The following is a 25,416-nucleotide window of genomic DNA, read 5'->3' as shown; positions in this document are numbered from 1 at the left end:
CGCACCATGTCCCGAGGCCGCCACAGCGCAGCCCCCGCCACCGCGCGCTCCTTCCGGCTCCCGGCCCTGCCGACGCTGCCGGTCCGGTCGCTCAAGCTCCCCGCGCTGGCGCTCGTCACGCTGCTCGGCGCGGGTGCCGTGGGCGCGGGCCCCCAGCCTGCGGAGGGCAACCCCGACCTCGCTCCGCTGAGCGTCGAGCCCACCGCCGGCGCGAGCGTGGAGCGCGGCACGGGAGCCGCCAGCCGCTCGTCCGAGCGCGTCGCGCCGCCCACGGCGCCGCAGGAGCCCCCGGTCGTCGAGACCGCGGCGGAGATCGCCGTCGTGCCGGCCGCCCAGGCCGCTCCGACGCCCCCGCCCCTGCCGCCCGTCACCGGCCAGCTCTGGACCACCGAGGCCGTCAACGTGCGCTCCGCGCCGTCCCCGGACGCCGAGCGCGTCGCGACCACCGAGTTCGGCGCCGCCGTCGACGTCACGGGCGTCACCGAGGGCGACTGGAGCCAGATCGTCTGGGACGGCGCGGCCGCGTGGATCAAGTCGAGCTTCCTCGCGCAGTCGCAGCCCGAGGCGCCCCAGGTCGCCGCCGCCGCGGCCGGGGGGTCGAGCGTCGGCGGCGTCTCGGACGCCGCGTGCTCGGTCAGCACCGGGATCGAGTCGTCGCTGCGCACCAACGCGCGCGCCGTCTACCGCTCCGTGTGCGCCAACTTCCCCCAGGTCACCACCTTCGGCGGCATCCGCCCCGGCGACGACGGCGACCACGGCACGGGCCGCGCCGTCGACATCATGATCAGCGGCGAGACCGGCTGGGACATCGCGCGCTACCTGCAGGCCAACGCGGGCTCGCTCGGCATCACGTACCTCATCTACCAGCAGAAGATCTGGATGGCCGGCGACCCGGCGAGCGCGTGGTCCGGCATGGAGGACCGCGGCGGCGCGACCGCGAACCACTACGACCACGTGCACGTCAGCACGTCGTAGTCCCGCTCCCCCACGCACGCACGCCCGGCCGGCACCTGCTGCGCCGGGCGTCGTCGTCCCGGCTCACGGCACGGCCGTCACGGGCCGGCACCGCACCGCGACGGCGCCCGAGCGCAGTTCCTGCCGGTCCACCAGCTCGAGCGTGATGCGCTCGCGCAACCCCGACAGCAGCGTCGGCCCGTGCCCAGCCAGGACCGGCTGCACGAGGAACGCGTACTCGTCGATCAGCCCGAGGTCCGCGAGCGCGAGCGGCAGCGTCACGCCGCCGACGAACAGCGGCCCGCCCGGCTGCTCCTTGAGCCGCCGCACCGCGTCCCCCAGGTCGCCCTCGACGAGCTCCGCGTTCCAGTCGACCTCGCGCAGCGTGCTCGACACCACGTGCTTCCTCGCCCCGTCGATCGCCTCGGCGAACGGGACGTCCCGCTCCCCCATCCAGTCCGGCCACGCACCCGACGCCGGACGGCGCCACGCCGCCTCCATCATCTGGTAGGTGACCCGCCCGAACAGCAGCGCGTCCGCGCGCTCCGTCTCCTCGGTCCAGAACCGCATCGACTCCTCGTCGGGCGGCAGTCCCGCCTCGTGGTGGCAGCAGCCGTCGAGCGTGACGTTGATCGCGTAGCGCAGTGGCCTCATCGCGTGCCCTCCCCCGGGTACCCGCGCAACGGGCGGAGCGCCGTCGCACCGCACCAGCGTGGCAGGCGCGGCAGGCCGCGCCAAGACCTGCGCCCCGGCGCACGAGCATCGTCGATCACGGAGTCCGCGCCAGGACGATCCCGACCGGTCGGCCGACGGCGTCCGGGCCACGCCTCGCTGCTACCCTCCATCGGCCGACGAGCGGCCCCTACCCGGCGCCGCGGTCCTCCTCCAGGTTCTTCCTGAAGAAGACGGCCGAGTCCTCGTAGCCGAGCGCACGGTAGAAGGACCCCGCACGACGACTGGCGAGTGCCAGGTAGGCGGCACCGTGCTCCCGGGCCCAGTCCTCGGCGCAGCCCATCAGCTCTCGGCCGACACCGGACCGGCGGTGAGTCTCGTGGACCATCACCTCCTCGACCCAGGCGACCGGACCGTTGGCCAGGAGGGTCAGGTGGCAGTTGGCCAAGAGGTAGCCCACGACCCTGCTACCCGCCTCGGCGACGACGACCAGCGTGCCGGGCGTCTCGGCGAGGCTCTGCCACGTCCGGTCGAACGCCGCGCGTTCTGGGGCGAACGACGTCGCGAAGTCGCGAGCCAGCGGCCAGACCTGATCGGCGTCCCCCGGCTGGGCGGGTCGGACGAGCAACCGCTGGGTGTCACGCATCGCCGCATTCTTCCCAGGTCTTACGCGTGCCGCAACGCTCTGGCACCGCGCCGTGGCGTCGGAGGTCGTGCGTGAAGGAGGTGCAGAGAAACGCTCGCGGCTCTGGCCGTCGTCAGAACGCCGAAAGGCCACCTCGGAAGCCCTTCGAGAAGGACTCCGAGATGGCCGACGACCTGGTGTTTCGGTGGAGCTGAGGGGACTCGAACCCCTGACCCCCTGCATGCCATGCAGGTGCGCTACCAGCTGCGCCACAGCCCCGTGGATCCGTGAAGATCCAGGTCATGCACTCCTCCGGCCGGTTTCCCGTCCTGCGGAGCGTCGCTAGTCTACGCAGAAACTGGCTCCAGATTCCAATCCGGTCCCGCGTTCCACTCGTCGAGCGGGAACCCGGCCCCGACGTTGTGCGCCACGAGGCGCCACGCGGGCGTCGCGGCGGGCGCCGAGCGGTGCAGGTGGGACCAGTGGACGTTGTGCAGCCCGGAGATCCCGCGCCAGCCCTCCGGGTCCAGGCCGAGCAGCGCGGTGACCGCGAGCGTGATCGCGGCGCCGTGCGAGACGACGACGAGCGTGTCGTCCCGCTCCAGGGACTCCACGTGCTCGGTCACGGACGCGACGAGGCGCGCCGCGACGTCGGCCTTGGACTCCGCGCCCGCGCGCACGGGCTCCTCGCCCTGGCGCCACGCCGCGTACTCCTCGGGCCAGCGCTCGGCGATCTCCGGGCCCGTGAGGCCCTCCCACTCCCCGAAGCCACGCTCGCGCAGCCGGGGGTCGTACGCGACGTCCGCGCCGATCGCCGCCGCGTACGCGCGCGCGGTGTCGGCGGCGCGCACGAGGTCGGACGCGACGACGCGCGTCGCGCGGTGCGCGCTCGCGAGGGCCTTCGCGCCCTGCTCCGCCTGCCACCGCCCGACGGCGTCGAGCGGGATGTCGACCTGCCCCTGCAGGCGCATCGACGCGTTGTACGCGGTGCGACCGTGGCGCAGGAGGACGAGCGTGCCGGCGGTCACGCCAGGGGCTCCCCCGAGAGGCGGATGGCGCCGTCGCCGCGCGTGGTGTCGTCGGTGTCGTCGGCCGTGCCGTCGCCGCCGCGCGCGTCCTCCGGCAGCTCGACCACCGGGCAGTCCTTCCACAGCCGCTCCAGCGCGTAGTACACGCGGTCCTCGGCGTGCTGCACGTGCACGACGACGTCCCCGAAGTCGAGCAGGACCCAGCGGGCCTCCTGCTTGCCCTCGCGGCGGATCGGCTTGGACCCGGCCTTGTGCATGGCCTCCTCGACGGCGTCGACGATCGCCGAGACCTGGCGCTCGCTCGACCCCGAGGCGATGAGGAACACGTCGGTCAGGACGAGCTGCTCGCTCACGTCGAGCGCGATGATCTCCTCGGCCTTGCGGTCGGACGCCGCCCGGGCGGCGATGACGGCGAGCTCGAGGGCTCGGTCGGTGGCGGTCACGTGTCTCCGTTCGTGGTGCGGCCGCTCAGCGGCCGGTGTCGAGGGTGCCGGGGTCGTCCCACGTCCGCACGGCGGCGGCCGAGGCGCTCGCGTCCTCCACGGCCAGGCCCGGGTCGTCGCGGGACACGAGCGTCCAGACGAGCAGGCCGAGGACGAACGCGACGGCGACGAGGATCAGGTAGTGCAGCCACGTGTACGACGGGCCGCGCCGCTCGTCCTCGAGGTCGTCGTCGTCCGACTCCTCGGGCTCGGCGGCACGACCGCGCACGCGGGGGAAGAGCTCGTCCGAACCGCCGGCTGGAGCAGGTGCGGACTCCCGCACGCCGCCGAAGGGCGAGGACTGCTCGCGGTCCGCGCTCGCGGGCTCGGGCGCGGAGCCTGCCGTGATCGCGGACCACGGCAGGGCCGCGCCGCCTGCCTCGGCGGGCGGTGCCGGGGCGGGCGCGCGCTCGGGAGCGGGCGCGCGCGTCCCCGCCCAGGGGGAGGTCGCCGGTGCCGGCGCGGGCGTGCCGGGCGGGGCAGTGCTGGTGGGCGGGGCCGCGAACGCCGAGAGGCGCGGCGGCTGCGTCGTCTCGGGACGCGCGGGGCCCGAGCCGGCGGCGAGACCGCCGACCGGAGCCGACGGCGTCGCGGGGCGCACGGGGCCGGACGCGCCGGGCACCGGGGGGCGCGGGGCCGCGGCGGGCGGACGCGAGGACGTGCGCGTGGGCACGACGGGCGTCGGGGCCGGGGGGCGGATCGCGACGCGCTCGGCCGTCTCCTGGACCGGCGTGAGGCGCCCGGTCTCGTCCAGGCCGCGCATGCCGCCCGAGGCGGCCGGGGGTCGCACGACCGACGGCTGTGCCGGGTGCTCTGCCGGGCCGGTCGTCTCGCGCAGGGTGCGGCGCGACGGCGGCGGGCCGGACGGCGCGGCCGGGCGCGCCGGCTGCTGCCAGCCGCCCGCACCCGGTGCCGGGGCAGGCGGGGGCGCAGCGCTCTGCGCGGACCGCTCGGCGGCGGCCGCCTGCTCGCGCTCGCGCATCTCGCGCCGGGTGAGCGGGCGGACGGGCTGCATGTTGCTGCCGTTGTCACTCATCGTGCTGACCTCGATACAAACCGTGCTTGGCGATGTACTGGACCACGCCGTCCGGAACCAGGTACCACACCGGCTGCCCGGCCTCCGCGCGCCGACGGCAGTCCGTCGACGAGATCGCGAGGGCGGGGACCTCGAGCGTCGTGACCACGCCCGGAGGCAGGCCCTCGACGCTCAGCTGGTGACCCGGGCGGGAGACAGCCACGAAGTGTGCCATCTTCCAGAGCTCGTCGGCATCCTTCCAGGTGAGGATCTGCTCGACGGCGTCCGCACCCGTGATGAAGAACAGCTCGGCGTCCGGTCGCGCGGCCCGCAGGTCGCGCAGCGTGTCGACCGTGTAGGTCAGCCCGGGCCGGTCCACGTCCACACGGCTCACCGTGAACCGCGGGTTCGACGCGGTCGCGATGACGGTCATGAGGTAGCGGTGCTCGGCCGGGCTGACGGTCTGGTGCTGCTTGAACGACGGCTTGCCCGTGGGGACGAAGACGACCTCGTCGAGGTCGAACCGCGCCGCGGCCTCGCTCGCGGCGACCAGGTGGCCGTGGTGGATGGGGTCGAACGTGCCACCCATCACCCCCAGGCGGGGCCGGCGCGGGCTCATCGACGCGTCATCGGTCGCGGGCGCTTCCGTCGTCCGGGGCGGGTCAGTGCCGCGTGCCGACGCTGCGGAACGCGTAGGTCACGAGCAGCAGGGCCACGAGCCCGCCGAACCCGAGCAGCCCGTACGCGAGCGGCGGGATGGGCAGGTGCGACGCGGCCTCGGCGCCTTCCTCGGCGGCCAGCACGACGGCAGAGATCACGACGTCCTCCTCGAAGGTCGTCCCCGGGCCGGACGGGCACGTGCCGCGGGCCGGGGTGGTGCGATGGAACGGTACGCCCGCCGGGACCGGCCCGACGGCGGACCGGACGGGCGCCGGTCGCCGACCAGTCTCTCACGACCGTCCGGGGACCTCGTCCGGCGGGTATCAGGTACCCGCCGGGGGCCGTGCGTCAGGGGCGGACGTGGCCGTCCCCGTGCACGACCCACTTCGTCGTCGTGAGCTCCGCGAGGCCCATGGGGCCGCGCGCGTGGAGCTTCTGGGTCGAGATGCCGATCTCCGCCCCGAGGCCGAACTGGCCGCCGTCGGTGAAGCGGGTCGAGGCGTTGACCATGATGGCGGCCGAGTCGAGCTCGGCGACGAAGCGCTCGGACGCCGCGAGGTCGCGCGTGACGATGGCCTCGGTGTGGCCCGACGTCCAGGTCCGCACGTGCTCGATGGCGGCGTCGAGGTCGTCGACGACGCGCACGGCGATCTCGGGCGCGAGGTACTCGGTCGCCCAGTCCTCGTCCGTCGCTGCGAGCACGTCGGTGCCCGCGGGCGCGAGGCCGGCCGTGCGGTCGTCGCCGTGCACGACGACGCCCGCCTCGGTGAGCGCGGCGAGCGCGGCGGGGAGGAACTCGGGTGCGGCGTCCGCGTGGACGAGGAGCGTCTCCGCGGCGTTGCAGACGCCCACGCGCTGCGTCTTGGCGTTGAGGAGGATCTCGAGCGCCATGGCCCGGTCCGCGCTCGCGTCGACGTACACGTGGACGTTGCCGACCCCGGTCTCGATGACGGGGACGGTCGACTCGCGCACGACGGTGCGGATGAGGTCGGCCCCGCCGCGCGGGACGAGCACGTCGACGAGACCCCGCGCGTGCATGAGCGCGACGGCGCCCGGGCGCCCGTACCGGTCGATCGACTGCACGAGGTCGCCGGGCAGCCCCTGCGCCTCGAGCGCACGGGCCAGCACGCCGACGATCACCTCGTTGGAGCTCGCCGCCGCGGACCCGCCGCGCAGGATCACCGCGTTGCCGCTCTTGAGCGCGAGGCCCGCGGCGTCGACCGTCACGTTGGGGCGCGCCTCGTAGATCATGCCGACGACGCCCATGGGCACGCGCAGCTGGCGCAGGCGCAGGCCGTTCGGCAGCGTCGAGCCGCGCACGACCTCCCCCACCGGGTCGGGCAGGCCCGCGAGCGCGCGCAGCGCGTCGGCGATCGCGGCGACGCGCGGCGCGTCGAGCGCGAGCCGGTCGAGCAGCCCCTCGCTCATGCCGTTCGCGCGCTCACGCTCCAGGTCGACGGCGTTCGCGGCCACGATCTCGTCGGTCGCCGCGACGAGCGCGTCGGCGAGCGCGAGGAGCGCAGCGTCCTTCGTCGCGCGGGTCGCGGTCGCGAGGGTGCGCGACGCGACCTTGGCGCGGCGCGCGACGCTCTCGACGGCCGCCGCGACGTCGGTCGGAGCGTCGGTCGCGGCTGCGGCGGGACCGGCGGTCCCGGGCTCGGCGGCGCCCGCGACGACGGGCGCGTCCTCGGTGGTGGTCATGGTCCGAGCCTACGTCGGCGGCCGTCGCGCCGGGAGCGCCGTCCGGCCCGCGGTCAGCGCGCGCGCCGCCGCACGAGGACGAGGTCGTCGCGGTGCACGACCTCGCGGTCGTAGCCCTCGCCGAGCTCGGCCCGCAGCTCCGTGGTCGACCGGCCGAGGAGGTCCGGGATGTCGCGTGACTCGAACGCGACCAGACCCCGGGCGACCACGCGCCCGTCGGACGCCACGAGCTCGACCGGGTCGCCGGCGTCGAACTCGCCCTCGACCGCGGTGACCCCGGCGGGCAGCAGCGAGGCGCGCCCGCCCTGCACGGCCCGCACCGCGCCGTCGTCGAGCACGAGGCGGCCGCGCGTGCGGGCGGCGTGCGCGAGCCAGAGCCGACGGCGCGTCGTCCGCCTGCCCGTCGCGGCGAACCAGGTCCCGACCGGCTCGCCGGCGAGCGCCGCGGCGGCGTGCTGCGCCTTGGTGAGCACCACGGGGATGCCCGTGCCGGTCGCGATGGAGACCGACTCGAGCTTGGTGAGCATGCCGCCCGTGCCGACCGCGCTCCCCCGTCCCGTCACCTCGACGCCCTCGATGTCGGCCGGCGAGCGCACCTCGGCGATCCTCCGCGTGCCCGGGCGCGACGGCGGGCCGTCGTACAGGCCGTCGACGTCCGTGAGCAGGACCATGGCGTCGGCCCGCACGAGGTGGGAGACGAGCGCGGCGAGACGGTCGTTGTCGCCGAAGCGGATCTCGTCGGTCGCGACGGCGTCGTTCTCGTTGACGACGGGCACGACGCCGAGGTCGAGCAGGCGCTCGAGCGAGCGCTGGGCGTTGCGGTAGTGCCCGCGACGCACCGTGTCCTCCGCGGTGAGGAGCACCTGCCCGACGCGCAGCCCGTGCGCCGCGAACGCCTCGGCGTACCGGGCGACGAGCATGCCCTGCCCGACCGACGCCGCGGCCTGCGCCGTCGCGAGGTCGCGCGGTCGGGTCGCGAGGCCGAGGGGGCCGATCCCGGCGGCGATGGCGCCGGACGTGACCAGCACGACCTGGCCGCCGTCCGCGCGTCGGGCCGCGAGGACGTCGACGAGCGCCCGCAGGGCCGCGAGGTCGAGGTGGCCGTCGGCGCCCGTGAGCGACGACGAGCCGATCTTCACGACCACGCGGCGGGCGGAGGCGATCTCGGAGCGGGAGGACAGCGCGTTCACGCGCCCATCATCGCCGCCGGAGGGCCGCCGCCGCGCACGATTTCACGGACCAGGACGCCTGCGCCCGGGACCGACCCGCTCCCGGGCCGCGCCGAGGACGACCCGGGCACGGCCGAGGGCCCGGTCCCCCACGGGGAACCGGGCCCTCGTCGGCGCGGACGACTCCGGGTCGGTCGGACTCCAGGTCAGTCGGACTCGGGGTCCGTCCAGGTGCCGGCCTGGCGCTCGGTCCACAGCTCGCGCCGCGCCTCCGCCTTGGCGTCCATGCGCTCGTGGTGCTCGCGCCGCTTCTCCGAGCGGGTCGGGCGCAGGCTCTCGTCGAGGCGGTTGTCGGAGCCGCGCGGGCCGCCGAGCAGCTCGGAGCCCGACATGAGCGTCGGCTCCCAGTCGAAGACGACCGCGTTGACGTCGGTGCCGATGCGCACCTCGTCGCCCGCGACGGCGCCCGCCTCGAACAGCTTGTCCTCGACGCCCAGACGCGCGAGGCGGTCCGCGAGGTAGCCCACGGCCTCGTCGTTGGAGAAGTCCGTCTGGCGGACCCAGCGCTCCGGCTTGGCGCCGCGCACCTCGAACCAGTAGTCGGTCGCCCCGCCCTTGCGCTTGACCGTGAACCCGACCTCGTCGACCGCGCGCGGCCGCAGCACGACGCGCGTCGGCTCGGGGGCGGGCGCCTCGGCGCGCGCCTTCTCCACGAGCTCGGCGAGCGCGTACGTCAGCGGGCGCAGGCCCTCGTGGCTCGCGGTCGAGATCTCGAACACCCGCAGGCCGCGAGCCTCGAGGTCGGGCTTGACGAGCTCGGCCAGGTCGCGAGCCTCAGGGACGTCGATCTTGTTGAGGACGACGAGGCGCGGACGCTCGGTGAGCGGCACCCGCCCGCCCTCGATCTCGAGGTCCTGCGCGTAGGCCGCGAGCTCGGCCTCGATGACGTCGAGGTCGCTGATCGGGTCCCGGCCGGGCTCGAGCGTCGCGCAGTCGAGCACGTGCACGATCACCGCGGTGCGCTCGATGTGGCGCAGGAACTCCAGGCCGAGGCCCTTGCCCTCGCTCGCGCCCGGGATGAGGCCAGGGACGTCCGCGACGGTGAAGCGCGCCGACCCGGCCTGCACGACGCCCAGGTTGGGCACGAGCGTCGTGAACGGGTAGTCGGCGATCTTGGGCCGCGCCGCGGAGATGGCGGCGACGAGCGACGACTTGCCCGCGCTCGGGTACCCGACGAGCGCGACGTCCGCGATGGTCTTCAGCTCGAGGACGACGTCCCGCTCCTCGCCCGGCTCGCCGAGCAGGGCGAAGCCCGGCGCCTTGCGGCGCGGGGACGAGAGCGCCGCGTTGCCGAGACCGCCCCGGCCGCCCTCGGCCACGACGTACTCGGCGCCCTCGCCGACGAGGTCGGCGAGCACCGTGCCGTCGGGCGACTTGACGACCGTGCCGTCCGGGACGCGCAGGACGAGGTCCTCGCCGTTGGCGCCGTCGCGGTCGTCGCCCATGCCCTGGGTGCCCGACGTCGCGTGGCGGTGCGGCGAGTGGTGGTACTCGAGGAGCGTCGTGGTCTGGGAGTCGACGACGAGGCGGACGGTGCCGCCGTCACCGCCGTTGCCGCCGTCGGGGCCGGCGAGCGGCTTGAACTTCTCGCGCCGGACCGAGGCGCACCCGTTCCCCCCGTCGCCGCCGGAGACGTGCAGGACGACACGGTCGACGAAGCTGGCCATGGAGGGATCCTCTCAGAGGTGGGTCGTGCGGTGCCGCGGTCGCGGCGGGTGGTGCGGCCCGTGGGGACGGGCGCCGGAAACGGCAGGAGGGGCGCACCGCGTCGGTGCGCCCCTCCTGCTCGAAGCCTCTGTGGCTGTCGCTCAGCCCTCGGCGGAGACGATGTCGACGACCTTGCGGCCGCGACGGGTGCCGAACTGGACCGCGCCGGCGGCCAGGGCGAACAGCGTGTCGTCCTTGCCGCGGCCGACGTTCTCACCGGGGTGGAAGTGGGTGCCGCGCTGGCGGACGATGATCTCGCCCGACTTGACGACCTGCCCGCCGAAGCGCTTCACGCCGAGGCGCTGGGCGTTGGAGTCGCGACCGTTGCGCGAGGAGCTCGCGCCCTTCTTGTGTGCCATGACGAACCTGCTTTCGTGCTGGTCTGCTGAGGGAGGGTGCCGGCGGCGCGGCGCGGCGCGGGGCCGCTAGCTCGCGCCGGGCGAGATCACTTGATGCCGGTGACCTTGAGGCGGGTCAGCTGCTGACGGTGACCCTGGCGACGGCGGTAACCGGTCTTGTTCTTGTACCGCAGGATCGTGATCTTCGGACCCTTCTCGTCCCGCACGACCTCGGCGGTGACCTTGACCTTCGCGAGCTTCGCCGCGTCGGTGGTCACCTTCTCCCCGTCCACCAGCAGGAGAGCGGGCAGCTCGAGGGACTCACCGGCCTTGGCGGACACCCGGTCCACCACGAGGATGTCGCCGACGGAAACCTTCTCCTGACGGCCACCGGCCTTGACGATCGCGTACACCACGTTGCTGCTCATCTCTCCTAGTCTTGGCGTGCTCGTCACGGCGAGTTCGTCTTGGAGACTCCGACCACGCCGCGGCGTGCGAGTGCGAGTCGTCCGTGGGCACACGGGACCGGCGCGCCTGGGCGCGCCGACGTCCAAGATTACGGACCGCAGGGCGTCCTGGTCAAATGGCGCGCGCCGACCCCGGCGCGGGCGACCGCTCCGGGGCGCGGACCAGGCCTCGCGCCGAGGAGCGCGGACGGCGGCGCCTCCGCGCGACGAGATCGTCGGCCGACCCTACTCGAGGACGAACGTGACCTCCAGCACGACCTGCCAGGCCGTGATGCGGCCGTCGGCCACGTCGACCTTCTGCTCCTTGACCCACGCGCCCGAGACGTTGCGCAGCGTGCTCGCGGCGCGCTCGACGCCGATCCGCACGGCGTCCTCGAAGCTCGTGTCCGACCGCGCGCTGATGTGCGTGATCCGTGCCACCGTTCCGCTCATGCCGGCTCCCCGGTCCAGGGCGGGCGCCCCGATGCGCCCGCGCACCCGTCGAGCATCCCGCCGTCCCCGTGGCCGCGCCACCGGGGCGCCTCCCGCTCGGGGCCCCCTGCCAACCCGGGCGCGCGGGCCAACCACCGTGCCTACGCTGGCCGTGGAGGTGGTCGCATGCGCCCCGCGGACCCGCCCGACGCCGAGCGCCGGGACGACGCCGTCGCCGCGGCGATGCGCACGGTCGACCGGCGCGGTTTCCTCCCCCGCGCGCAGCGGCGCTGGGCCGCGCAGGACCGGCCGCTCGCCATCGGCCACGGCCAGACCAGCTCGCAGCCGTCGACGGTCGCGGCGATGCTGCGCCTGCTCGACGTCGCCCCGGGCGCCCGGGTGCTCGACGTCGGCGCCGGGTCGGGCTGGACGACGGCGCTGCTCGCACGGCTCGTCGGGCCGACCGGGCACGTGCTGGGCGTCGAGCGCCACGCCGACCTCGCCACGTGGGGCGCGGAGAACCTCGCCGCGGTGCGCGCGCCGTGGGCGCGCCTCGTCCTCGCGACGCCCGGCGTCCTCGGCACGCCGGGCGAGCAGTACGACCGGGTGCTCGTCTCCGCCGCCGCCGAGACCCTCCCCCGCGCCCTCGTCGACCAGCTCGTGCCCGGCGGGCGCCTGGTCGTCCCCGTGCGGCACACGATGCTCGTCGTCGTGCGCGACCTCGACGCCCCGGACGGGGTGCGGGTGAGCGAGCACGGGTCCTACTCGTTCGTCCCGCTCGTCGAGGACCCGGCGGGACCGGCCGCGCCGCCGTCCTGACGGCGCCACGGGGCTCCTGGCAGGTGCACCCGGCAGCGCGCCTCGTAGCTCTCGGCGCCGCCCACGTGCGCGGCGACCGGCGCGAGCGGGTCGCCCGCCCCGCGACCGTCGGGCTCCGGCTCCCGGACGGCGCGCACGTGGAACGCGGCGTCCTCGCCGCACACCGCGCACACCGCCGTGAGCTTGTCGACGCGCTCGGCGAGCGCTGCGAGCGTGGGCAGAGGCTCGAAGGGCCGCGCGTCGAACGTGACGTCGAGCCCGGCGACGACCACGACGAGCCCGTCGTCGGCGAGCCGCTGGACGACGTCGACGAGCTCCGGCCCGAAGAAGTGCGCCTCGTCGACGGCGACGAGGTCGAGCGGCCCGGCGCCGCGGACGATCCGCTCGAGGTCGTGCGCGTCGCGGGCGGTGCGCGAGGGGATCGTGAGACCCGAGTGCGAGCTCACCGTGCCGGTGCCGCGCCGGGTGTCGAGGACGTGCCCGACCACCTCGACGCGGCGCCCCGCGACCTCCGCGCGCCGGACCCGGCGCAGGAGCTCCTCCGTCTTGCCGGCGAACATGGGGCCGCACACGACTTCGACGCGTCCGCCGGGTCGGGGCGTCGGGAGCCCTGCGTCACCGGCCCCGGGAACGGTCCCGGGGGCGCCCGGGCGTGCCGCGTCGCTCATGCGAGCAGTGAACCACCGGCTCAGTGGTGGCGCGCGCCGCCGTTCGACGACGGCCGGACGGGCAGCGGCTTCGGCTCGCCGGCGGGGCCGAGGACGGAGACGCGGTCCGGGGCGCCGGGCCGGGCGTCCCGGCGGCTGAGGAGCGTCGTGCCGGACGAGGTAGGGCTCGCCGTGCCGGTCGGTGCGTCGGCCTGCTCGTCGCCGGACGCCGCCGGGGAGGCGGCGTCGGCCGGGGCGTCGGGAGCGGGTGCCGTCTTCTCCCCCTCGGGCGCGGGCGTCGGCTCGGCCGGCACCCCCGCCGCGATCCCGGCGAGCCCGGGCCCGCCGATCCCCGGGACGGACCGGACGAGCGGGAGCTCGCGCGTCCCGGTGCCCGACGCACGGCCGCCCTCCGCGGTGCGCTCGCCCGCCGGGTCGGGCGTCGGCCGCTCCCCCGCCGGATCGTGGGCCGGCCGCTCGTCGTCCGCGTCGCGCTCCGCCGACGCACCGGGCGCGGGCGGGGTGGCTGCCTCCCGGCGACCGGGTGCGGGCGGCGCGACGTCGGCCGCGCGCGTCGGCCGCGCGTCGAGGGCCGGGTCGGCCGGCAGGACGCCGCGGTTCAGCTCGCCGTACGGCACGTGGACCGACGGCGCGACCCGGCGCGCCGCCTCGACCACGGCACGCTGGTCGTCGAAGAAGATGTGCGGTCGCAGCACCTCGAGCACGCCACCCTTGTCCACGCCCCCGAGGAAGAACGCGTCGTCGACCGTCACGCCCCACGAGGAGAGCGTCGCGACCGCGCGCTCGTGCGCCGGGGCCGAGCGCGCCGTGACGAGCGAGACGTGCACGCGCGGCCGGTAGGACGGGTCCGTCGCGTGCCGCTCACGCTCGACCACCTGCACGCGGTGGATACCGACGAGGAGCTCGCGCAGCGGCCCCCGGCCGAGCGGCACGTCGGCGTTGAGCACCTCGTGCTCGCGGAACGACGCGAGCCCACCGTCCTGGTAGCGGCGCTCCGAGGAGTCGTCGGCGAGGACGCCGTCGAAGTCGAACGCGATGCGCAGCTCGTCGCCCTCCTCGTCGGCGAACGTCGGGTCGAGCACGTACCCCGCGGGCAGGCCCAGGTCGACGGCGTCGCGCACGGAGCGCTCGTCGGCCGAGAGGAAGAGGTCCACGTGCAGGGGACGGATGAACTCGTGCGGGCTGCGGCCCTGGCGGAAGACGGCGCGCGTGATGTCGAGGTCGTGGTGCCGCACCGAGCGCATGACGCGCAGGCCGGTCTCCGGGGAGTTGCGGGACATGACGATGACCTCGACGAGCGGGTCGTCGGCGGAGGGCGCGAGGTCGTTGAGCGCGAGCAGGCGGCGCACGAACCCGAAGGCGACGCCGGGCGCCAGCGCGTCGTCGCGGTGGCGCTCCTGGAAGTCGCGGTACGCGGCCTCCCCCTGCGTGCGGAACACGCGGTCGGACTCGGTGAGGTCGAACAGTGCGGACGAGGCGACGCCGACGACGAGGCGGCCCGAGAGGTCGTAACCCATGCGCGCATGATGCCAGGTACGAGTGACGTGCACGAAGACGCCCGCGAACGGCTCAGGACCGGGCGAGCCACTCCCGGCGCAGCACGCCGAGGACGACGGCGTCGTACCGCACGCCGTCGACGGCGCGGGCGTCGCGGAACCGCGCCTCCTCCACGAGGCCGAGCGCCCGGCCGGCGCGGAGCATCGCGTCGTTCCCGGACCACGTCGCGAGGTCCAGACGGACCCACCCGGTCACGGAGAACAGGTAGCCGATCCAGGCTCCGAGCGCGTCGCGGCCCAGGCCCCGCCCGCGCACCTCGGGGTCGTAGAGGCCGATCCCGACCCGCGCCCACTGCGTCTCGGCCGACTCCCAGTACCAGGAGCACGTCCCGACCAGCCGGTCCTCCTCGTCGGCGACCACGACGCGGCGCGGCGGGAGGCCGTCGTCGTCGAGACCGTCGGGGCGGGCGGCCTGCGCGGCCGCCGCGAGCGCGAGGCGTGCGACCGCCGCGTCGGACGCGGCGTCGTCGGGCACGGGGTAGTACGGGCCGTCCCAGCGGTGCCACTCGTGCTCCGGACGCAGCCACTCGCGGTACGCCGCGAGGTCGTCCGCGCGCCACCCGCGCAGACGGGCGCGCGACCCGGCGGCGTACAGGGGCACGCCGCCGGGTGCGCGATCGATCACTCCGTGCCCGGCTCCGCCGACGTGTCGTCGGCAGCCGGCGCGTCGTCCGCGCCGTCGTGCTCGTGGGCGTGCGCCGCGGCGGCCGCGATCGTCGCGAGCGTGGCCTTGACCGCGGCCCGCGCCTCCGACGTGACCTCCGGCAGGACCGGGACGGCGGGCTGCGGGAGGGTGATCCCGGTGTCCTTCGGCGCCGAGGCGCCCGAGCCGGAACCGCGCTTGCGGCGCGACCGCGAGCGGCCGCCCTCGGCGGGCTCGTCGGCGGCGGCGCCGCCCCCGTTGCCCCCGGCGTTCCCGTTGCCGTTGCCGTGGTTGCCGTGGTCGTGACCGCCGCGGTTACCGCCCGACTTCTCGATCGGGTCGGTGTGCACGATGAACCCGCGCCCGTGGCAGTGCTCGCACGTCTCGCTGAACGCCTCGACGAGGCCCTGGCCCACGCGCTTGCGCGTCATCTGGACGAGGCCCAGCGACGTGACCTCCGCGACCTGGTGCTTGGTCCGGTCCCGGCCCAGGCACTCGACGAGGCGGCGCAGCACGAGGTCGCGGTTCGACTCGAGCACCATGTCGATGAAGTCGATGACGATGATGCCGCCGATGTCGCGCAGCCGGAGCTGGCGGACGATCTCCTCGGCCGCCTCGAGGTTGTTGCGCGTCACCGTCTCCTCGAGCGTGCCGCCCGAGCCGGTGAACTTGCCGGTGTTGACGTCGACGACGGTCATCGCCTCGGTGCGGTCGATGACGAGCGACCCGCCCGAGGGCAGCCAGACCTTGCGGTCCATGCCCTTGGCGAGCTGCTCGTCGACGCGGTGCACCGTGAAGACGTCCTGCGTGCCCGTCCACTTCGAGACGCGCTCGCGCAGGTCGGGCGCGAGCTCCTCGACGTACGTCGAGATCTCCGACCACGCCCCGTCGCCCTCGACGACGAGCGAGCTGAAGTCGTCGTTGAAGATGTCGCGGACGACGCGGATCGCGAGGTCCGGCTCGCCCTGGAGCAGGGCGGGTGCCGACACGCTCTTCGACTTCTTCTCGATGGCCTCCCACTGGCCGCGCAGGCGCTCGACGTCGGCGCGCAGCTCCTCCTCGCTCGCGCCCTCGGCGGCGGTGCGCACGATGACGCCCGCGCCGTCGGGCACGACCTCCTTGAGGATCTTCTTCAGGCGGTTGCGCTCGGTGTCGGGGAGCTTGCGGCTGATGCCGGTCATGCCACCGCCGGGGACGAACACGAGGTAGCGGCCCGCGAGCGTGATCTGCGACGTGAGGCGTGCGCCCTTGTGCCCGATCGGGTCCTTGGTGACCTGCACGAGCACGGAGTCGCCCGACTTGAGCGCCTGCTCGATGCGGCGCGGCTGGCCCTCGAGCCCGGCCGCGTCCCAGTTCACCTCGCCCGCGTACAGGACGGCGTTGCGGCCCTTGCCGACGTCGATGAACGCGGCCTCCATGCTGGGCAGCACGTTCTGGACACGGCCCAGGTACACGTTGCCCGCCATCGACGCCTGCGACTGCTGCGAGACGTAGTGCTCGACGAGCACGCCGTCCTCGAGCACGGCGATCTGCGTGCGGCCGCCGCGCTCGCGCACGACCATCGACCGCTCGACCGACTCGCGGCGCGCGAGGAACTCTGCCTCGGTGATGATCTGGCGACGACGACCCGCGTCGCGGCCCTCGCGGCGGCGCTGGCGCTTCGCCTCGAGCCGCGTGGAGCCCTTGAGCGCGGTGACCTCGTCGGCCAGGCTGCGCTCGCGCGGGCGGGAGCGCGTCGTGGTCGTCTCGCCCTCGCCCCGGCTCCCGCGGCGGCGGCGACGACGGCGGCGGCTGCCGCCCGCCTCGTCCTCGCCCTGCTCGTCCCCGGCCTCGTGGTCGGTCTGCTCGGCGTCGGCCGGCGCGGCCGCGTCGGCCGGCTCGTCGTCCTGCGCCGACGGCGTGGCGTCGTCCTCGTCCTCGTCGCGGTCCTGCTCGCGGTCCTGGTCACGTCCCCCGTCCGGGCGACCACGACGCCCGCGGCCACCACGACGGCGGCGGCGGCGCGGGCCGGCGTCGGAGTCGGAGTCGGAGTCGTCGGCCGCAGGCTGCTCGTCGGGCTCCTCCGCCTCGTCGAGCTCGACGAAGTCCTCCGGCCCGAACGCGTCCTCGGGCACCTCGACGCCCTCGGCGACGAGCTCGGACTCGATGGCCTCGATCTCCTCGACCGCGGCCGCGTCCTCGCCCGTGAGGACGAGCTCGGCGGCGGCGGGCTCCTCGACGGGGGTCGACGGCTCAGCCGTCTGCGACTCGGACGTGCGCGACTCGGCCGTGCGCGGCTCGGCCGTGCGGGACGCGGGCCCCGACGCCCTCCGGCCGCGACGGCCGCGGGTCCCGGTGGTGGGCTCGGGCGTCGCCGTCGGCTCCGTCGTGGCGACCGGCTCCGTCGTCGCGACCGGCTCCGTCGCCGCGGGTGCCGGGGCGGCGGGCTCGACGTGGCGCGGCGGCCCGGCCGGGCTCTGCGCGCGACGCGGACGGCGCGGCGCGGCGGCGGGGTCGGGCGCCTGGAACAGCAGGGCGGTCGTCGCGAGGCGCGGGGTGCTGGTCCCCGCTCCCGTCGCGGCGGGCGACGCCGGGCCGCCGGCCGGGGCCGACGCCGCGGGAGCGGCCGGGGCCTCGGGCGCGGCCGGGCTCTCGGCCGCGGCGGTCGCCTCCGGTGCCGCCTCGGCGGCGGGCTTCGAGGTGGCGCGGCGCGAACGGCGCGCCGGCTTCTTCGCGGGCTCCGCGGACGCCGGCGCCTCCGACTCGGCGGGCGTCGGCTCGGCGGCGGACGGCGCGTCGGCCACCGCCGGGGCAGCAGCCTCGGCGGCCGGGGCCGCGGTCTCGGCGGTCGGGGCCGCGGTCTCGGCGGCCGGGGCCGCTGCCGCGGAGGTCGCGCGGCGCGAGCGGCGCGCGGGCTTCTTCGCGGCGGGCGTCTCGACGGGCTCGGCCGTCGTCGGCGCGCCGGACGGCGCGGTGTCAGCGGACGGGGCGTCCGGCTCGGCGACCGGCGCGGCCTCGACGGCCGGAGCCTGCGCGGTCGTACGCGTCGCCCGGGTGCGCTTCGCGCGACGCGGGGCGTCGGCGGCTCCCAGCAGGGCGTCGGCGTCGGGCGCCACCGCCGCGGCGGGGGCGGGGGCCTGCTCGGCGGCGGGCGGTGCGCTGAGGCCGAACTCGGAGAGGACGTCGAGCGGCGCGTCGCCTGCCGGGGCCTTCGCCTTCTTGCCGCCGCCCTGGGCGCGGCGCGGCGCGCGGGCGCGCGGGGCGGGCTCTGCCGCCGGCGGCTCCGCCGCGGCGTCGGCGGCCGCGGGGCTCGCGTCTGCCGGGACGTCGGCCGGGGCGGACGCAGCGGGAGCCGCGTCGGCCGCCGGAGCGGCGACGGACGGCGTGGTGCGGGTCGCGCGACGCGAGCGGCGCGCGGGCGGGGTCGTGGCCTCGGGTGCGGTCGCGGGCGCCTCGGGCGCCGGGGTCGCGTCCGCGGTGGCCGCGGGCGCGGCGACGTCGGAAGCAGCCGTCACCGCGGGGGGAGTCTGCGGCGGTGCCGCGCTGCGCGTCGCGCGGCGGCGGGCGGGCTTGCGCGCCGGGGTCGTCGGGCTCTCGGCCCGGTCCGCGGCGGCGTCCGCCGTCGACTCTGAGGGGGTGCTGTCGGAGGTGCTGTCGAGCGTCACGCGTCGTGCTCCTGCTGCCACAGGGACCGCCCCGCACCGTGCGGCCCGTCGGGCGGTCGGTCGTCGCTCGGGACGAGCGCACCGGAGCGCGTCGTCCGGCGACGGAAGTCGTCGGTCACGGCCGCGGTCCGCGTGCGCGGCGCGGGCGCCTGCCACCGGGCCCTTCGCCCCGGTCGGCGCGCCGACTGCCGCGGTCCGCTGGTGCCGCGATCTCGTGCTCGCCGGGTGAGCGATGCGGAGCCCGCCCGGCTCCGCCCAGTATCGCACAGGGGTGCGGACGAACCCGGGCGACACGCACCGCGCCCCGGGCCGCCCGTCCCGCCCGAGCGGGACCAACGTCCCGGGACCTTGTGAACATAGTCACAAGCGGCGTGTTTTCAGTACTCCTCGTCATTTCCGGCCCTGCCGATACGGCAGATTGGAACTACCGTCGGAGGAGGCGACCGGTCGCCCGGCCGTCTGCTCCGGCAACACTCCCCTACGCCGTTGTCCCTTCCCCGACCCGGTCGGGCCCCCCGAGGAGCGCACGTGGATGCCCTAGCCCTGGCGCGGTGGCAGTTCGCCATCACGACCGTCTACCACTTCATCTTCGTCCCGCTGACGATCGGCCTGTCGCCCCTCGTCGCGATCATGCAGACGGCGTGGGTCCGCACCGGCAACGAGCGCTGGCTGCGCCTGACGAAGTTCTTCGGCAAGCTGCTGCTCATCAACTTCGCGCTCGGCGTCGTGACCGGCATCGTGCAGGAGTTCCAGTTCGGCATGAACTGGAGCGAGTACTCGCGCTTCGTCGGCGACGTGTTCGGTGCGCCGCTCGCCATGGAGGCGCTCGCCGCGTTCTTCATCGAGTCGACGTTCCTCGGCCTGTGGATCTTCGGGTGGGACCGTCTCAACAAGAAGGTGCACCTCGCGTGCATCTGGGCGGTTGCGATCGCGACCAACCTCTCCGCGTTCTTCATCCTCGCCGCGAACTCGTGGATGCAGCACCCCGTCGGCGCGATCTTCAACCCCGAGACCGGGCGCGCCGAGATGAACGACATCGGCGCCGTCCTCACGAACAACACCCTCTGGGCCGCGTTCCCGCACCAGATCACGGCGACCTTCCTCACCGCGGGCACGTTCGTCACGGGCATCGCCGCTTGGTGGATGGTCCGCCTCGTGCGCACCCGCAAGGCGGAGAACGTCGAGCTCGCGCGCGACGTCTACCGCCCGGCCGTCACGCTCGGCGTCATCGCCATGCTCGTCGGCGGTCTCGGGGTCGCGGTCTCCGGCGACATCCAGGGCAAGATCATGTACGAGCAGCAGCCCGGCAAGATGTCGTCGGCCGAGGCGCTCTGCCAGGGCTCGGAGGGCGCCGCGTTCTCCATCCTCACGATCGGCGACCTGTCGAACTCGTGCGAGAACGTCCGGCACCTCATCGAGATCCCCGGTCTCGCGTCCTACCTCGGCACGGGCCACTTCTCCGGGCCGGAGAGCTACCTGCCCGGTGTCGAGGACGTCCAGGAGCAGATGACCGAGCGCTACGGCGACGTCACCGCCTCCGGCGACCCCGTCACGTACACGCCGAACCTCGCGATGACCTACTGGTCCTTCCGGCTCATGATCGGCATGGCCGCCGGCTCCGTGCTCCTCGCGCTCATGGCGCTGTGGCTCACCCGCAAGGGCCGGGTCACGGACAACAAGTGGTTCGCGCGCGTCGGCCTCATCGCCATCCCCATGCCGTTCCTCGCGAACTCGTTCGGCTGGATCTTCACCGAGATGGGCCGCCAGCCCTGGGTCGTCGCGCCGAACCCGACGGGCATCGACCAGATCCGCCTGCTCACCGAGCGCGGCGTGTCCACCGTGGTGAGCCCCGGCGTGGTGCTGACGTCGATGATCGTCTTCACGCTCGTCTACGGCGCGCTGGCCGCGGTCTGGTTCACGCTCATGCGGCGCTACGCGATCGAGGGCGTCCCGCTCACGGTCCGCGACGAGTCCCCGGAGGCCCAGGAGCCGCCGGACGAGGACTCCGAGTCCGCCGACCGTCCGCTGTCCTTCGCGTACTGACCCGACGCGCCTGAACCCGCCCAGAAAACTCAGGAGACACCGTGGATCTCGCCGTCGTCTGGTTCGTGCTCATCGCGGTCCTGTGGACCGGCTACCTCGTGCTCGAGGGCTTCGACTTCGGGGTCGGCATGCTGCTGTCGATCCTCCCGCGCGGTGACAAGGAGCACCGCGAGAAGGAGCGCCGCGTCCTCATCAACACCATCGGCCCCGTCTGGGACGGGAACGAGGTCTGGCTGCTCACCGCGGGTGGCGCGACGTTCGCCGCCTTCCCCGAGTGGTACGCGACCCTCTTCTCCGGCTTCTACCTGCCGCTCCTGCTCATCCTCGTCGCGCTCATCGTGCGCGGCGTCGCGTTCGAGTACCGCGGCAAGATCCGCGACGACGGCTGGGCGCGCCGCTGCGACGTCGCGATCCAGGTCGGGTCGTGGGTCCCCGCCGTGCTGTGGGGCGTCGCGTTCGCCAACCTCGTGCGTGGCGTGCAGCTCGACGCCGACCACCAGTTCGTCGGCGGCTTCTTCTCGCTCCTGTCGCCGTTCGCGCTCCTCGGCGGTCTCGTCACGCTGAGCCTGTTCCTGCTGCACGGCTCGGTCTTCGTCGCGCTCAAGACCGACGGCGAGATCCGCGCCCGCGCCCGTCAGCACGCCTCGGTCTTCGGCGTGGCCGCGCTCGTGCTCGCCGGCGGCTGGGCCGTCTGGGCCCAGGTCGCGTACTCGGTGCCCTGGACGTGGGCCGCCGTCGTGCTCGCCGCGGCCGGGCTCGTGACGACGCTCCTCGCGAACCGCAAGGGCTCCGAGGGACGCGCGTTCACGGCGTCGGCCCTCACGATCGTCGCCGCCGTCGTGCTGATCTTCGGCTCGATGTACCCCGACGTGATGCCCGCCGTCGACCCGGCGAACTCGCTGACGGTGCACAACGCGTCGTCGACCGACTACACGCTCACCGTGATGACGTGGGTCGCCGTGATCCTCACGCCGCTCGTCATCGCCTACCAGTCGTGGACCTACTGGGTGTTCCGCCGCCGCCTGTCGACGAAGGACATCCCCGCGCCCGCCGGCCTGTCGCTCAAGAAGGTCCGCGAGGCGGCGTTCGGCGGGGCGTCCTCGGGCGGCTCGACCGGCCGCGGCCTGACCGACGGCGGGGGCACCGGCTCGTGAAGCCGCTCGACCCGCGGCTCCTGCGCCACGCGCGGGCCGCGCGAGGGTACGTCGTCCTGACGGCGGTGCTCGGGTTCGCCACGGCGGCCCTGGTCGTCGCCCAGGCCCTCGTCCTCGCGTCGGTCCTCGCGCCGGCCGTCCAGGGGACGGCCGACCTGGCCGACCTCGGGCCGCGGGTCGGGCTGCTCGCCGCCGTCGTCGCCGCGCGCGCCGGCACCTCGTGGGCGCAGGAGCGCTTCGCGCTGCGTGCCGCGACGCGGACCGTCGCCGAGCTGCGCGAGCAGGTCGTCACGCACGCCGTGGCGCTCGGCCCGCGGTGGCTGGCCTCGGGGCGCGGTCCCGAGGTCGCGACGCTCGCGACGCGCGGGCTCGACCAGCTCGAGCCCTACATGGTGCGGTACCTGCCCCAGCTCCTGCTCGCCGCCACCGTCACGCCCGCGACGCTCGCCGTCGTGCTGGGCCTGGACTGGGTCTCGGCCGTGATCATCGCCGTGACCATCCCCCTCGTCCCGATCTTCATGACGCTCGTCGGGCGCCTCACCGCGGGGACGTCGGAGCGGCGCCTCGTCGTCATGCAGCGGCTCGGCGCGCAGGTGCTCGACCTGCTCGCCGGCCTGCCGACGCTCCTCGCGTTCGGTCGCGCGCGCGGCCCCGAGCAGCGCGTGCGCGCGCTCGGCGAGGCCAACCGCCGCGCCACGATGGGCACGCTGCGCGTCGCGTTCCTCTCCGGCATGGTGCTCGAGCTCCTCACGACCCTGTCCGTGGCCGTCGTGGCCGTGGGCGTGGGCCTGCGCCTCGTGCACGGCGGCATGGAGCTCGAGCCGGCGCTCGCCGTGCTCGTGCTCGCGCCCGAGGTCTACCTCCCGCTGCGCCAGGTCGGCCTGCACTTCCACGCCTCGACCGACGGCATCGCCGCGGCCGAGCAGGCGTTCGCCGTCCTCGACGAGGACGCGCCCGCGCCGGGCACCGCGCCCGCGCCCGCGCTCGCCGGGACGACGCTCGCCCTGCGCGGCGTGAGCGTGCGGGCCGGGGACCGCGACGTGCTCGCGCCCGCCGACCTCGACCTCGAGCTCCGGCTCGGGACCTCGAGCGGCCGCGTCGTGGCCCTCACCGGGCCGAGCGGCGCGGGAAAGACGACGGCGGCGATGGTCCTGCTCGGCCTCGTGCGGCCCGACCGCGGCACCGCGACCCTCACCGCGCCCGACGGCGCCCGGCTCGACCTGGCCGACGTCGACCCCCAGACGTACTGGCCCCAGGTCGCGTGGCTCCCCCAGCGCCCCGTGCTCGCGCCGGGGCGGCTGCGCGACGTCGTCGCCGGCGGCCTGGACGTCACCGACGCCGACCTCGACCGCGCGGCGCGCACCGCCGGCCTCGACACGGTGCTCGCCACGCTGCCCGCGGGCTGGGACACCGAGGTCGGGCGCGGCGGCGTCGGGCTGAGCGTCGGCCAGCGCCAGCGCGTCGCGCTCGCCGCGGCGCTGCTCGGCGACCCGGCGCGCGTCCCGCTCGTCGTGCTCGACGAGCCGACGGCGCACCTGGACGCGCGCGGCGAGCAGGTGGTGCTCGACGCCGTGCGGGCGTTCCGCGACCAGGGGCGCACCGTCGTCGTGGTCGCGCACCGTGCCTCGCTCGTGCGCGCGGCGGACGACGTCGTCGAGGTCCGCTCCGCACGGCTCGAGCCGTCCCCGGCGAGCCCGGGCGTCGACCCGGCCGACCCCCGGGACACCGCCGTGGCGGTCGGCGCCGCCACCTCCACGACCCCCGAGGGGAGCGTCCCGTGACCGGACCTCGTGCCCGCCTCGCCGCCGACCCGCTGTGGCGGGCGGTCGGGCTGCTCGACGTGCGCTGGCGCCGCGTCGTGTGGGCGGTCGTGCTCGGCACGCTCTCGCTCGGGAGCGCCGTCGGCCTCGCGGCCGCCGCGGCGTGGCTCATCGCGCGCGCCTCGCAGATGCCGCCGGTCCTCACGCTGTCCGTCGCGGTCGTCGGCGTGCGCGCGTTCGGCATCTCGCGCGGCGTCTTCCGGTACCTGGAGCGGCTCGCGTCGCACGACGTCGCGCTGCGCGGCATGGCGTCCCTGCGCGCCAACCTCTACACCGCGCTGGCGCAGGGCTCGCCCGCCGCGCTCGTGGGGCTGCGGCGGGGCGACCTGCTCGCGCGCGTCGGCGCGGACGTCGACGCGGTCGGCGACGTGGTCGTGCGCGCGTTCGTGCCCGCCGGGGTCGCGCTCGCCGTGTCGGTGGGGTCCGTCGTGCTCGTGGGCGCTTTCCTGCCCGCGGCCGGGGTCGCGCTCGCGCTGTGCCTCCTGCTCGCCGCCGTCGTCGCACCGTGGCTCTCCGCCCGGTCGGCGCGCGAGGTCGAGGCGCGCGGCGCCACGACGCGCGCGGCGATGACCGCCACGACGCTGGAGATCCTCGAGGAGTCCGGGCCGCTCGCCGTGTCCGGGCGCCTCGGCACGCGCCTGGACGACCTGCGCGCGACCGACCGGGCGCTGGCCCGCGTGACCGACGACGGCGCCCGCCCCGCCGGGGTCGCGGCCGGGATCGCCGCGCTCGCCGTCGGCCTCGCGGTGCTCGCGTCGCTCCTGCTCGGCATCCCGGCCGTCACCGCCGGCACGCTCGCGCCCGTCGAGCTGTCCGTCATCGTCCTCACGCCCCTCGCGGTGTTCGAGGCGGCGAACACGCTGCCCGCAGCCGCCGTCCAGCTCCACCGCTCGCGGCAGGCCGCCGCGCGCGTCGTCGGGCTCCTCGACGGGCCGACGCCCGCGGCCGGCCGCGCGCCGACCCCCGCCCCCGGCGAGTCGGGCCGCGCCCCCGACCCGCGCACGTCCCTCGTGCTCGACGACGTCGCGGCCGGCTGGCCGGGCACCGGACGCACCGTCGTCGAGGGCGTCGACCTGGCGCTCACGCCGGGCCGTGCGGTCGCCGTCGTCGGGCCGTCGGGCGTCGGCAAGACGACGCTGCTCGCGACCGCCGCCGGGCTCGTCCCGGGGGTCGCGGGGCGCGTGCTCCTCGACGGCGTCCCGACGGCCGACCTCGCGCGCGAGGACGTGGCGCACCACGTCGTGCTCGTCGCGGAGGACGGGCACGTGTTCGACACGACCGTGCTGGAGAACCTGCGCGTCGCGCGCGGCGACGTCACGACCGAGGAGGCCGAGGCCGCCCTGCGGGCCGTCGGCCTCGACCCGTGGCTCGCCGCGCTGCCCGACGGACTGGAGACGTTGCTCGGCCCCGACGCCACCACGGTCTCGGGCGGCGAGCGCCGCCGTCTGCTCGTGGCGCGCGCGCTCCTGTCCCCCGCGCCGCTGCTGCTGCTCGACGAGCCCGCGGAGCACCTCGACGCCGCGGGTGCCGACGCGCTCGTGCGGCACCTCGTCGCGACGACGCGCGCCGCGCAGGACCGGCGCGGCGTCGTCCTCGCGACGCACCGGCTGAGCGCGCTGGAGGCGGTCGACGAGGTGCTGCTGCTCGGGGTCCCCGACGGCGCGCCGGACGGCGCCCCCGCGCGCGTCGTCGCGCGCGGGACGCATGCCGAGCTGCTCGGGCTCCCCGCCTACCGCTGGGCGCTCGACCAGGAGGCCCCCGCGGTGCGGTGAGCCCGCGA

At 75.7% G+C, this 25,416-nt stretch carries 24 protein-coding genes and 1 tRNA gene; 6 read left to right on the top strand and 19 right to left on the bottom strand.

The window, feature by feature from the left end; all coding sequences use genetic code 11:
- The first annotated feature begins 6 nt into the window (after positions 1 to 6).
- Positions 7 to 975 (top strand): SH3 domain-containing protein, encoded by a 969-nt coding sequence (locus RDI86_RS06880; protein WP_308821009.1) that lies wholly within the window; start codon positions 7 to 9, stop codon positions 973 to 975.
- A 63-nt stretch (positions 976 to 1,038) separates the two neighbouring features.
- Here the strand turns inward: RDI86_RS06880 and RDI86_RS06875 are convergent, their stop codons facing one another.
- The 14 genes from RDI86_RS06875 to RDI86_RS06810 form a co-directional block, all read right to left on the bottom strand.
- On the bottom strand, positions 1,039 to 1,608 hold the full coding sequence (locus RDI86_RS06875; RefSeq protein WP_308821008.1) for a dihydrofolate reductase family protein: 570 nt from the start codon (positions 1,606 to 1,608) through the stop codon (positions 1,039 to 1,041).
- Between the two features lie 208 nt (positions 1,609 to 1,816).
- Entirely contained in the window at positions 1,817 to 2,272 is a 456-nt protein-coding gene (locus tag RDI86_RS06870) for a GNAT family N-acetyltransferase (RefSeq protein ID WP_308821007.1), read from the bottom strand.
- Between the two features lie 185 nt (positions 2,273 to 2,457).
- Positions 2,458 to 2,530, bottom strand: a tRNA-Ala gene (locus RDI86_RS06865).
- Between the two features lie 68 nt (positions 2,531 to 2,598).
- A complete protein-coding gene (locus tag RDI86_RS06860; protein ID WP_061266781.1) occupies positions 2,599 to 3,279 on the bottom strand; it encodes a histidine phosphatase family protein in 681 nt (226 codons plus the stop codon).
- Positions 3,276 to 3,722, bottom strand: coding sequence for a ribosome silencing factor (rsfS, locus tag RDI86_RS06855; RefSeq protein WP_021482244.1), 447 nt, complete (start codon positions 3,720 to 3,722; stop codon positions 3,276 to 3,278). The genes RDI86_RS06860 and rsfS overlap by 4 nt, the downstream gene beginning before the upstream one ends.
- A gap of 25 nt (positions 3,723 to 3,747) precedes the next feature.
- Positions 3,748 to 4,797, bottom strand: coding sequence for a hypothetical protein (locus RDI86_RS06850; RefSeq protein WP_308821005.1), 1,050 nt, complete (start codon positions 4,795 to 4,797; stop codon positions 3,748 to 3,750).
- Entirely contained in the window at positions 4,790 to 5,395 is a 606-nt protein-coding gene (gene nadD / locus RDI86_RS06845) for a nicotinate-nucleotide adenylyltransferase (protein WP_031316993.1), read from the bottom strand. The genes RDI86_RS06850 and nadD overlap by 8 nt, the downstream gene beginning before the upstream one ends.
- A 43-nt stretch (positions 5,396 to 5,438) precedes the next feature.
- A complete protein-coding gene (locus RDI86_RS06840) occupies positions 5,439 to 5,594 on the bottom strand; it encodes a hypothetical protein (RefSeq protein ID WP_021483496.1) in 156 nt (51 codons plus the stop codon).
- A 190-nt stretch (positions 5,595 to 5,784) separates the two neighbouring features.
- On the bottom strand, positions 5,785 to 7,137 hold the full coding sequence (locus RDI86_RS06835; protein ID WP_163187104.1) for a glutamate-5-semialdehyde dehydrogenase: 1,353 nt from the start codon (positions 7,135 to 7,137) through the stop codon (positions 5,785 to 5,787).
- A gap of 53 nt (positions 7,138 to 7,190) precedes the next feature.
- Positions 7,191 to 8,318, bottom strand: a complete 1,128-nt coding sequence (gene proB / locus RDI86_RS06830) for a glutamate 5-kinase (protein WP_144722659.1) — start codon at positions 8,316 to 8,318, stop codon at positions 7,191 to 7,193.
- A 194-nt stretch (positions 8,319 to 8,512) separates the two neighbouring features.
- Positions 8,513 to 10,033 carry a GTPase ObgE gene (gene obgE, locus RDI86_RS06825; RefSeq protein WP_308821003.1) on the bottom strand — a complete coding sequence of 507 codons (1,521 nt, stop codon included), beginning with the start codon at positions 10,031 to 10,033 and terminating at the stop codon, positions 8,513 to 8,515.
- 141 nt (positions 10,034 to 10,174) lie between these two features.
- Positions 10,175 to 10,432 carry a 50S ribosomal protein L27 gene (rpmA, locus tag RDI86_RS06820; RefSeq protein WP_021482383.1) on the bottom strand — a complete coding sequence of 86 codons (258 nt, stop codon included), beginning with the start codon at positions 10,430 to 10,432 and terminating at the stop codon, positions 10,175 to 10,177.
- 86 nt (positions 10,433 to 10,518) lie between these two features.
- Entirely contained in the window at positions 10,519 to 10,827 is a 309-nt protein-coding gene (gene rplU, locus RDI86_RS06815; RefSeq protein ID WP_198163222.1) for a 50S ribosomal protein L21, read from the bottom strand.
- A 276-nt stretch (positions 10,828 to 11,103) separates the two neighbouring features.
- Positions 11,104 to 11,310 carry a dodecin family protein gene (locus RDI86_RS06810; protein WP_021482381.1) on the bottom strand — a complete coding sequence of 69 codons (207 nt, stop codon included), beginning with the start codon at positions 11,308 to 11,310 and terminating at the stop codon, positions 11,104 to 11,106.
- A 165-nt stretch (positions 11,311 to 11,475) separates the two neighbouring features.
- On the opposite strand from RDI86_RS06810, the gene RDI86_RS06805 reads away from it, so the two are divergent.
- On the top strand, positions 11,476 to 12,108 hold the full coding sequence (locus tag RDI86_RS06805; RefSeq protein ID WP_308821002.1) for a protein-L-isoaspartate O-methyltransferase: 633 nt from the start codon (positions 11,476 to 11,478) through the stop codon (positions 12,106 to 12,108).
- On the opposite strand, the gene RDI86_RS06800 is transcribed toward RDI86_RS06805, so the two are convergent.
- The 5 genes from RDI86_RS06800 to RDI86_RS06780 are packed head-to-tail and all read right to left on the bottom strand — an operon-like array spanning position 12,051 to position 18,738.
- Complete coding sequence (locus tag RDI86_RS06800; RefSeq protein ID WP_308821001.1) at positions 12,051 to 12,776, bottom strand: thymidine kinase; 726 nt, start codon at positions 12,774 to 12,776, stop codon at positions 12,051 to 12,053. The two genes, RDI86_RS06805 and RDI86_RS06800, sit on opposite strands and share 58 nt — an antisense overlap.
- A 20-nt stretch (positions 12,777 to 12,796) precedes the next feature.
- On the bottom strand, positions 12,797 to 14,293 hold the full coding sequence (locus tag RDI86_RS06795) for a 5'-nucleotidase (protein WP_308821000.1): 1,497 nt from the start codon (positions 14,291 to 14,293) through the stop codon (positions 12,797 to 12,799).
- 52 nt (positions 14,294 to 14,345) lie between these two features.
- A complete protein-coding gene (locus RDI86_RS06790) occupies positions 14,346 to 14,957 on the bottom strand; it encodes a GNAT family N-acetyltransferase (protein WP_244550474.1) in 612 nt (203 codons plus the stop codon).
- Complete coding sequence (locus RDI86_RS06785) at positions 14,954 to 18,619, bottom strand: Rne/Rng family ribonuclease (RefSeq protein WP_308820999.1); 3,666 nt, start codon at positions 18,617 to 18,619, stop codon at positions 14,954 to 14,956. The genes RDI86_RS06790 and RDI86_RS06785 overlap by 4 nt, the downstream gene beginning before the upstream one ends.
- A complete protein-coding gene (locus RDI86_RS06780) occupies positions 18,616 to 18,738 on the bottom strand; it encodes a hypothetical protein (RefSeq protein ID WP_255181389.1) in 123 nt (40 codons plus the stop codon). The genes RDI86_RS06785 and RDI86_RS06780 overlap by 4 nt, the downstream gene beginning before the upstream one ends.
- A 409-nt stretch (positions 18,739 to 19,147) precedes the next feature.
- Between RDI86_RS06780 and RDI86_RS06775 the strand changes: the two genes are divergently transcribed.
- From RDI86_RS06775 to cydC, 4 genes are read left to right on the top strand one after another with little or no spacing between them, the layout of a single operon-like run.
- Positions 19,148 to 20,662, top strand: a complete 1,515-nt coding sequence (locus RDI86_RS06775; RefSeq protein ID WP_061266797.1) for a cytochrome ubiquinol oxidase subunit I — start codon at positions 19,148 to 19,150, stop codon at positions 20,660 to 20,662.
- A 41-nt stretch (positions 20,663 to 20,703) separates the two neighbouring features.
- Positions 20,704 to 21,816, top strand: a complete 1,113-nt coding sequence (cydB, locus tag RDI86_RS06770) for a cytochrome d ubiquinol oxidase subunit II (protein WP_211933226.1) — start codon at positions 20,704 to 20,706, stop codon at positions 21,814 to 21,816.
- Positions 21,813 to 23,597 (top strand): thiol reductant ABC exporter subunit CydD, encoded by a 1,785-nt coding sequence (gene cydD, locus RDI86_RS06765; RefSeq protein WP_308820998.1) that lies wholly within the window; start codon positions 21,813 to 21,815, stop codon positions 23,595 to 23,597. Before cydB ends, cydD begins: the two co-directional genes overlap by 4 nt.
- A complete protein-coding gene (gene cydC / locus RDI86_RS06760) occupies positions 23,594 to 25,408 on the top strand; it encodes a thiol reductant ABC exporter subunit CydC (protein WP_168944355.1) in 1,815 nt (604 codons plus the stop codon). The genes cydD and cydC overlap by 4 nt, the downstream gene beginning before the upstream one ends.
- Positions 25,409 to 25,416 lie beyond the last annotated feature (8 nt).

The organism is Cellulosimicrobium sp. XJ-DQ-B-000, assembly GCF_031119065.1.
Lineage (GTDB): Bacteria > Actinomycetota > Actinomycetes > Actinomycetales > Cellulomonadaceae > Cellulosimicrobium > Cellulosimicrobium funkei.
This window is presented reverse-complemented; position numbering and strand designations above follow the sequence as displayed.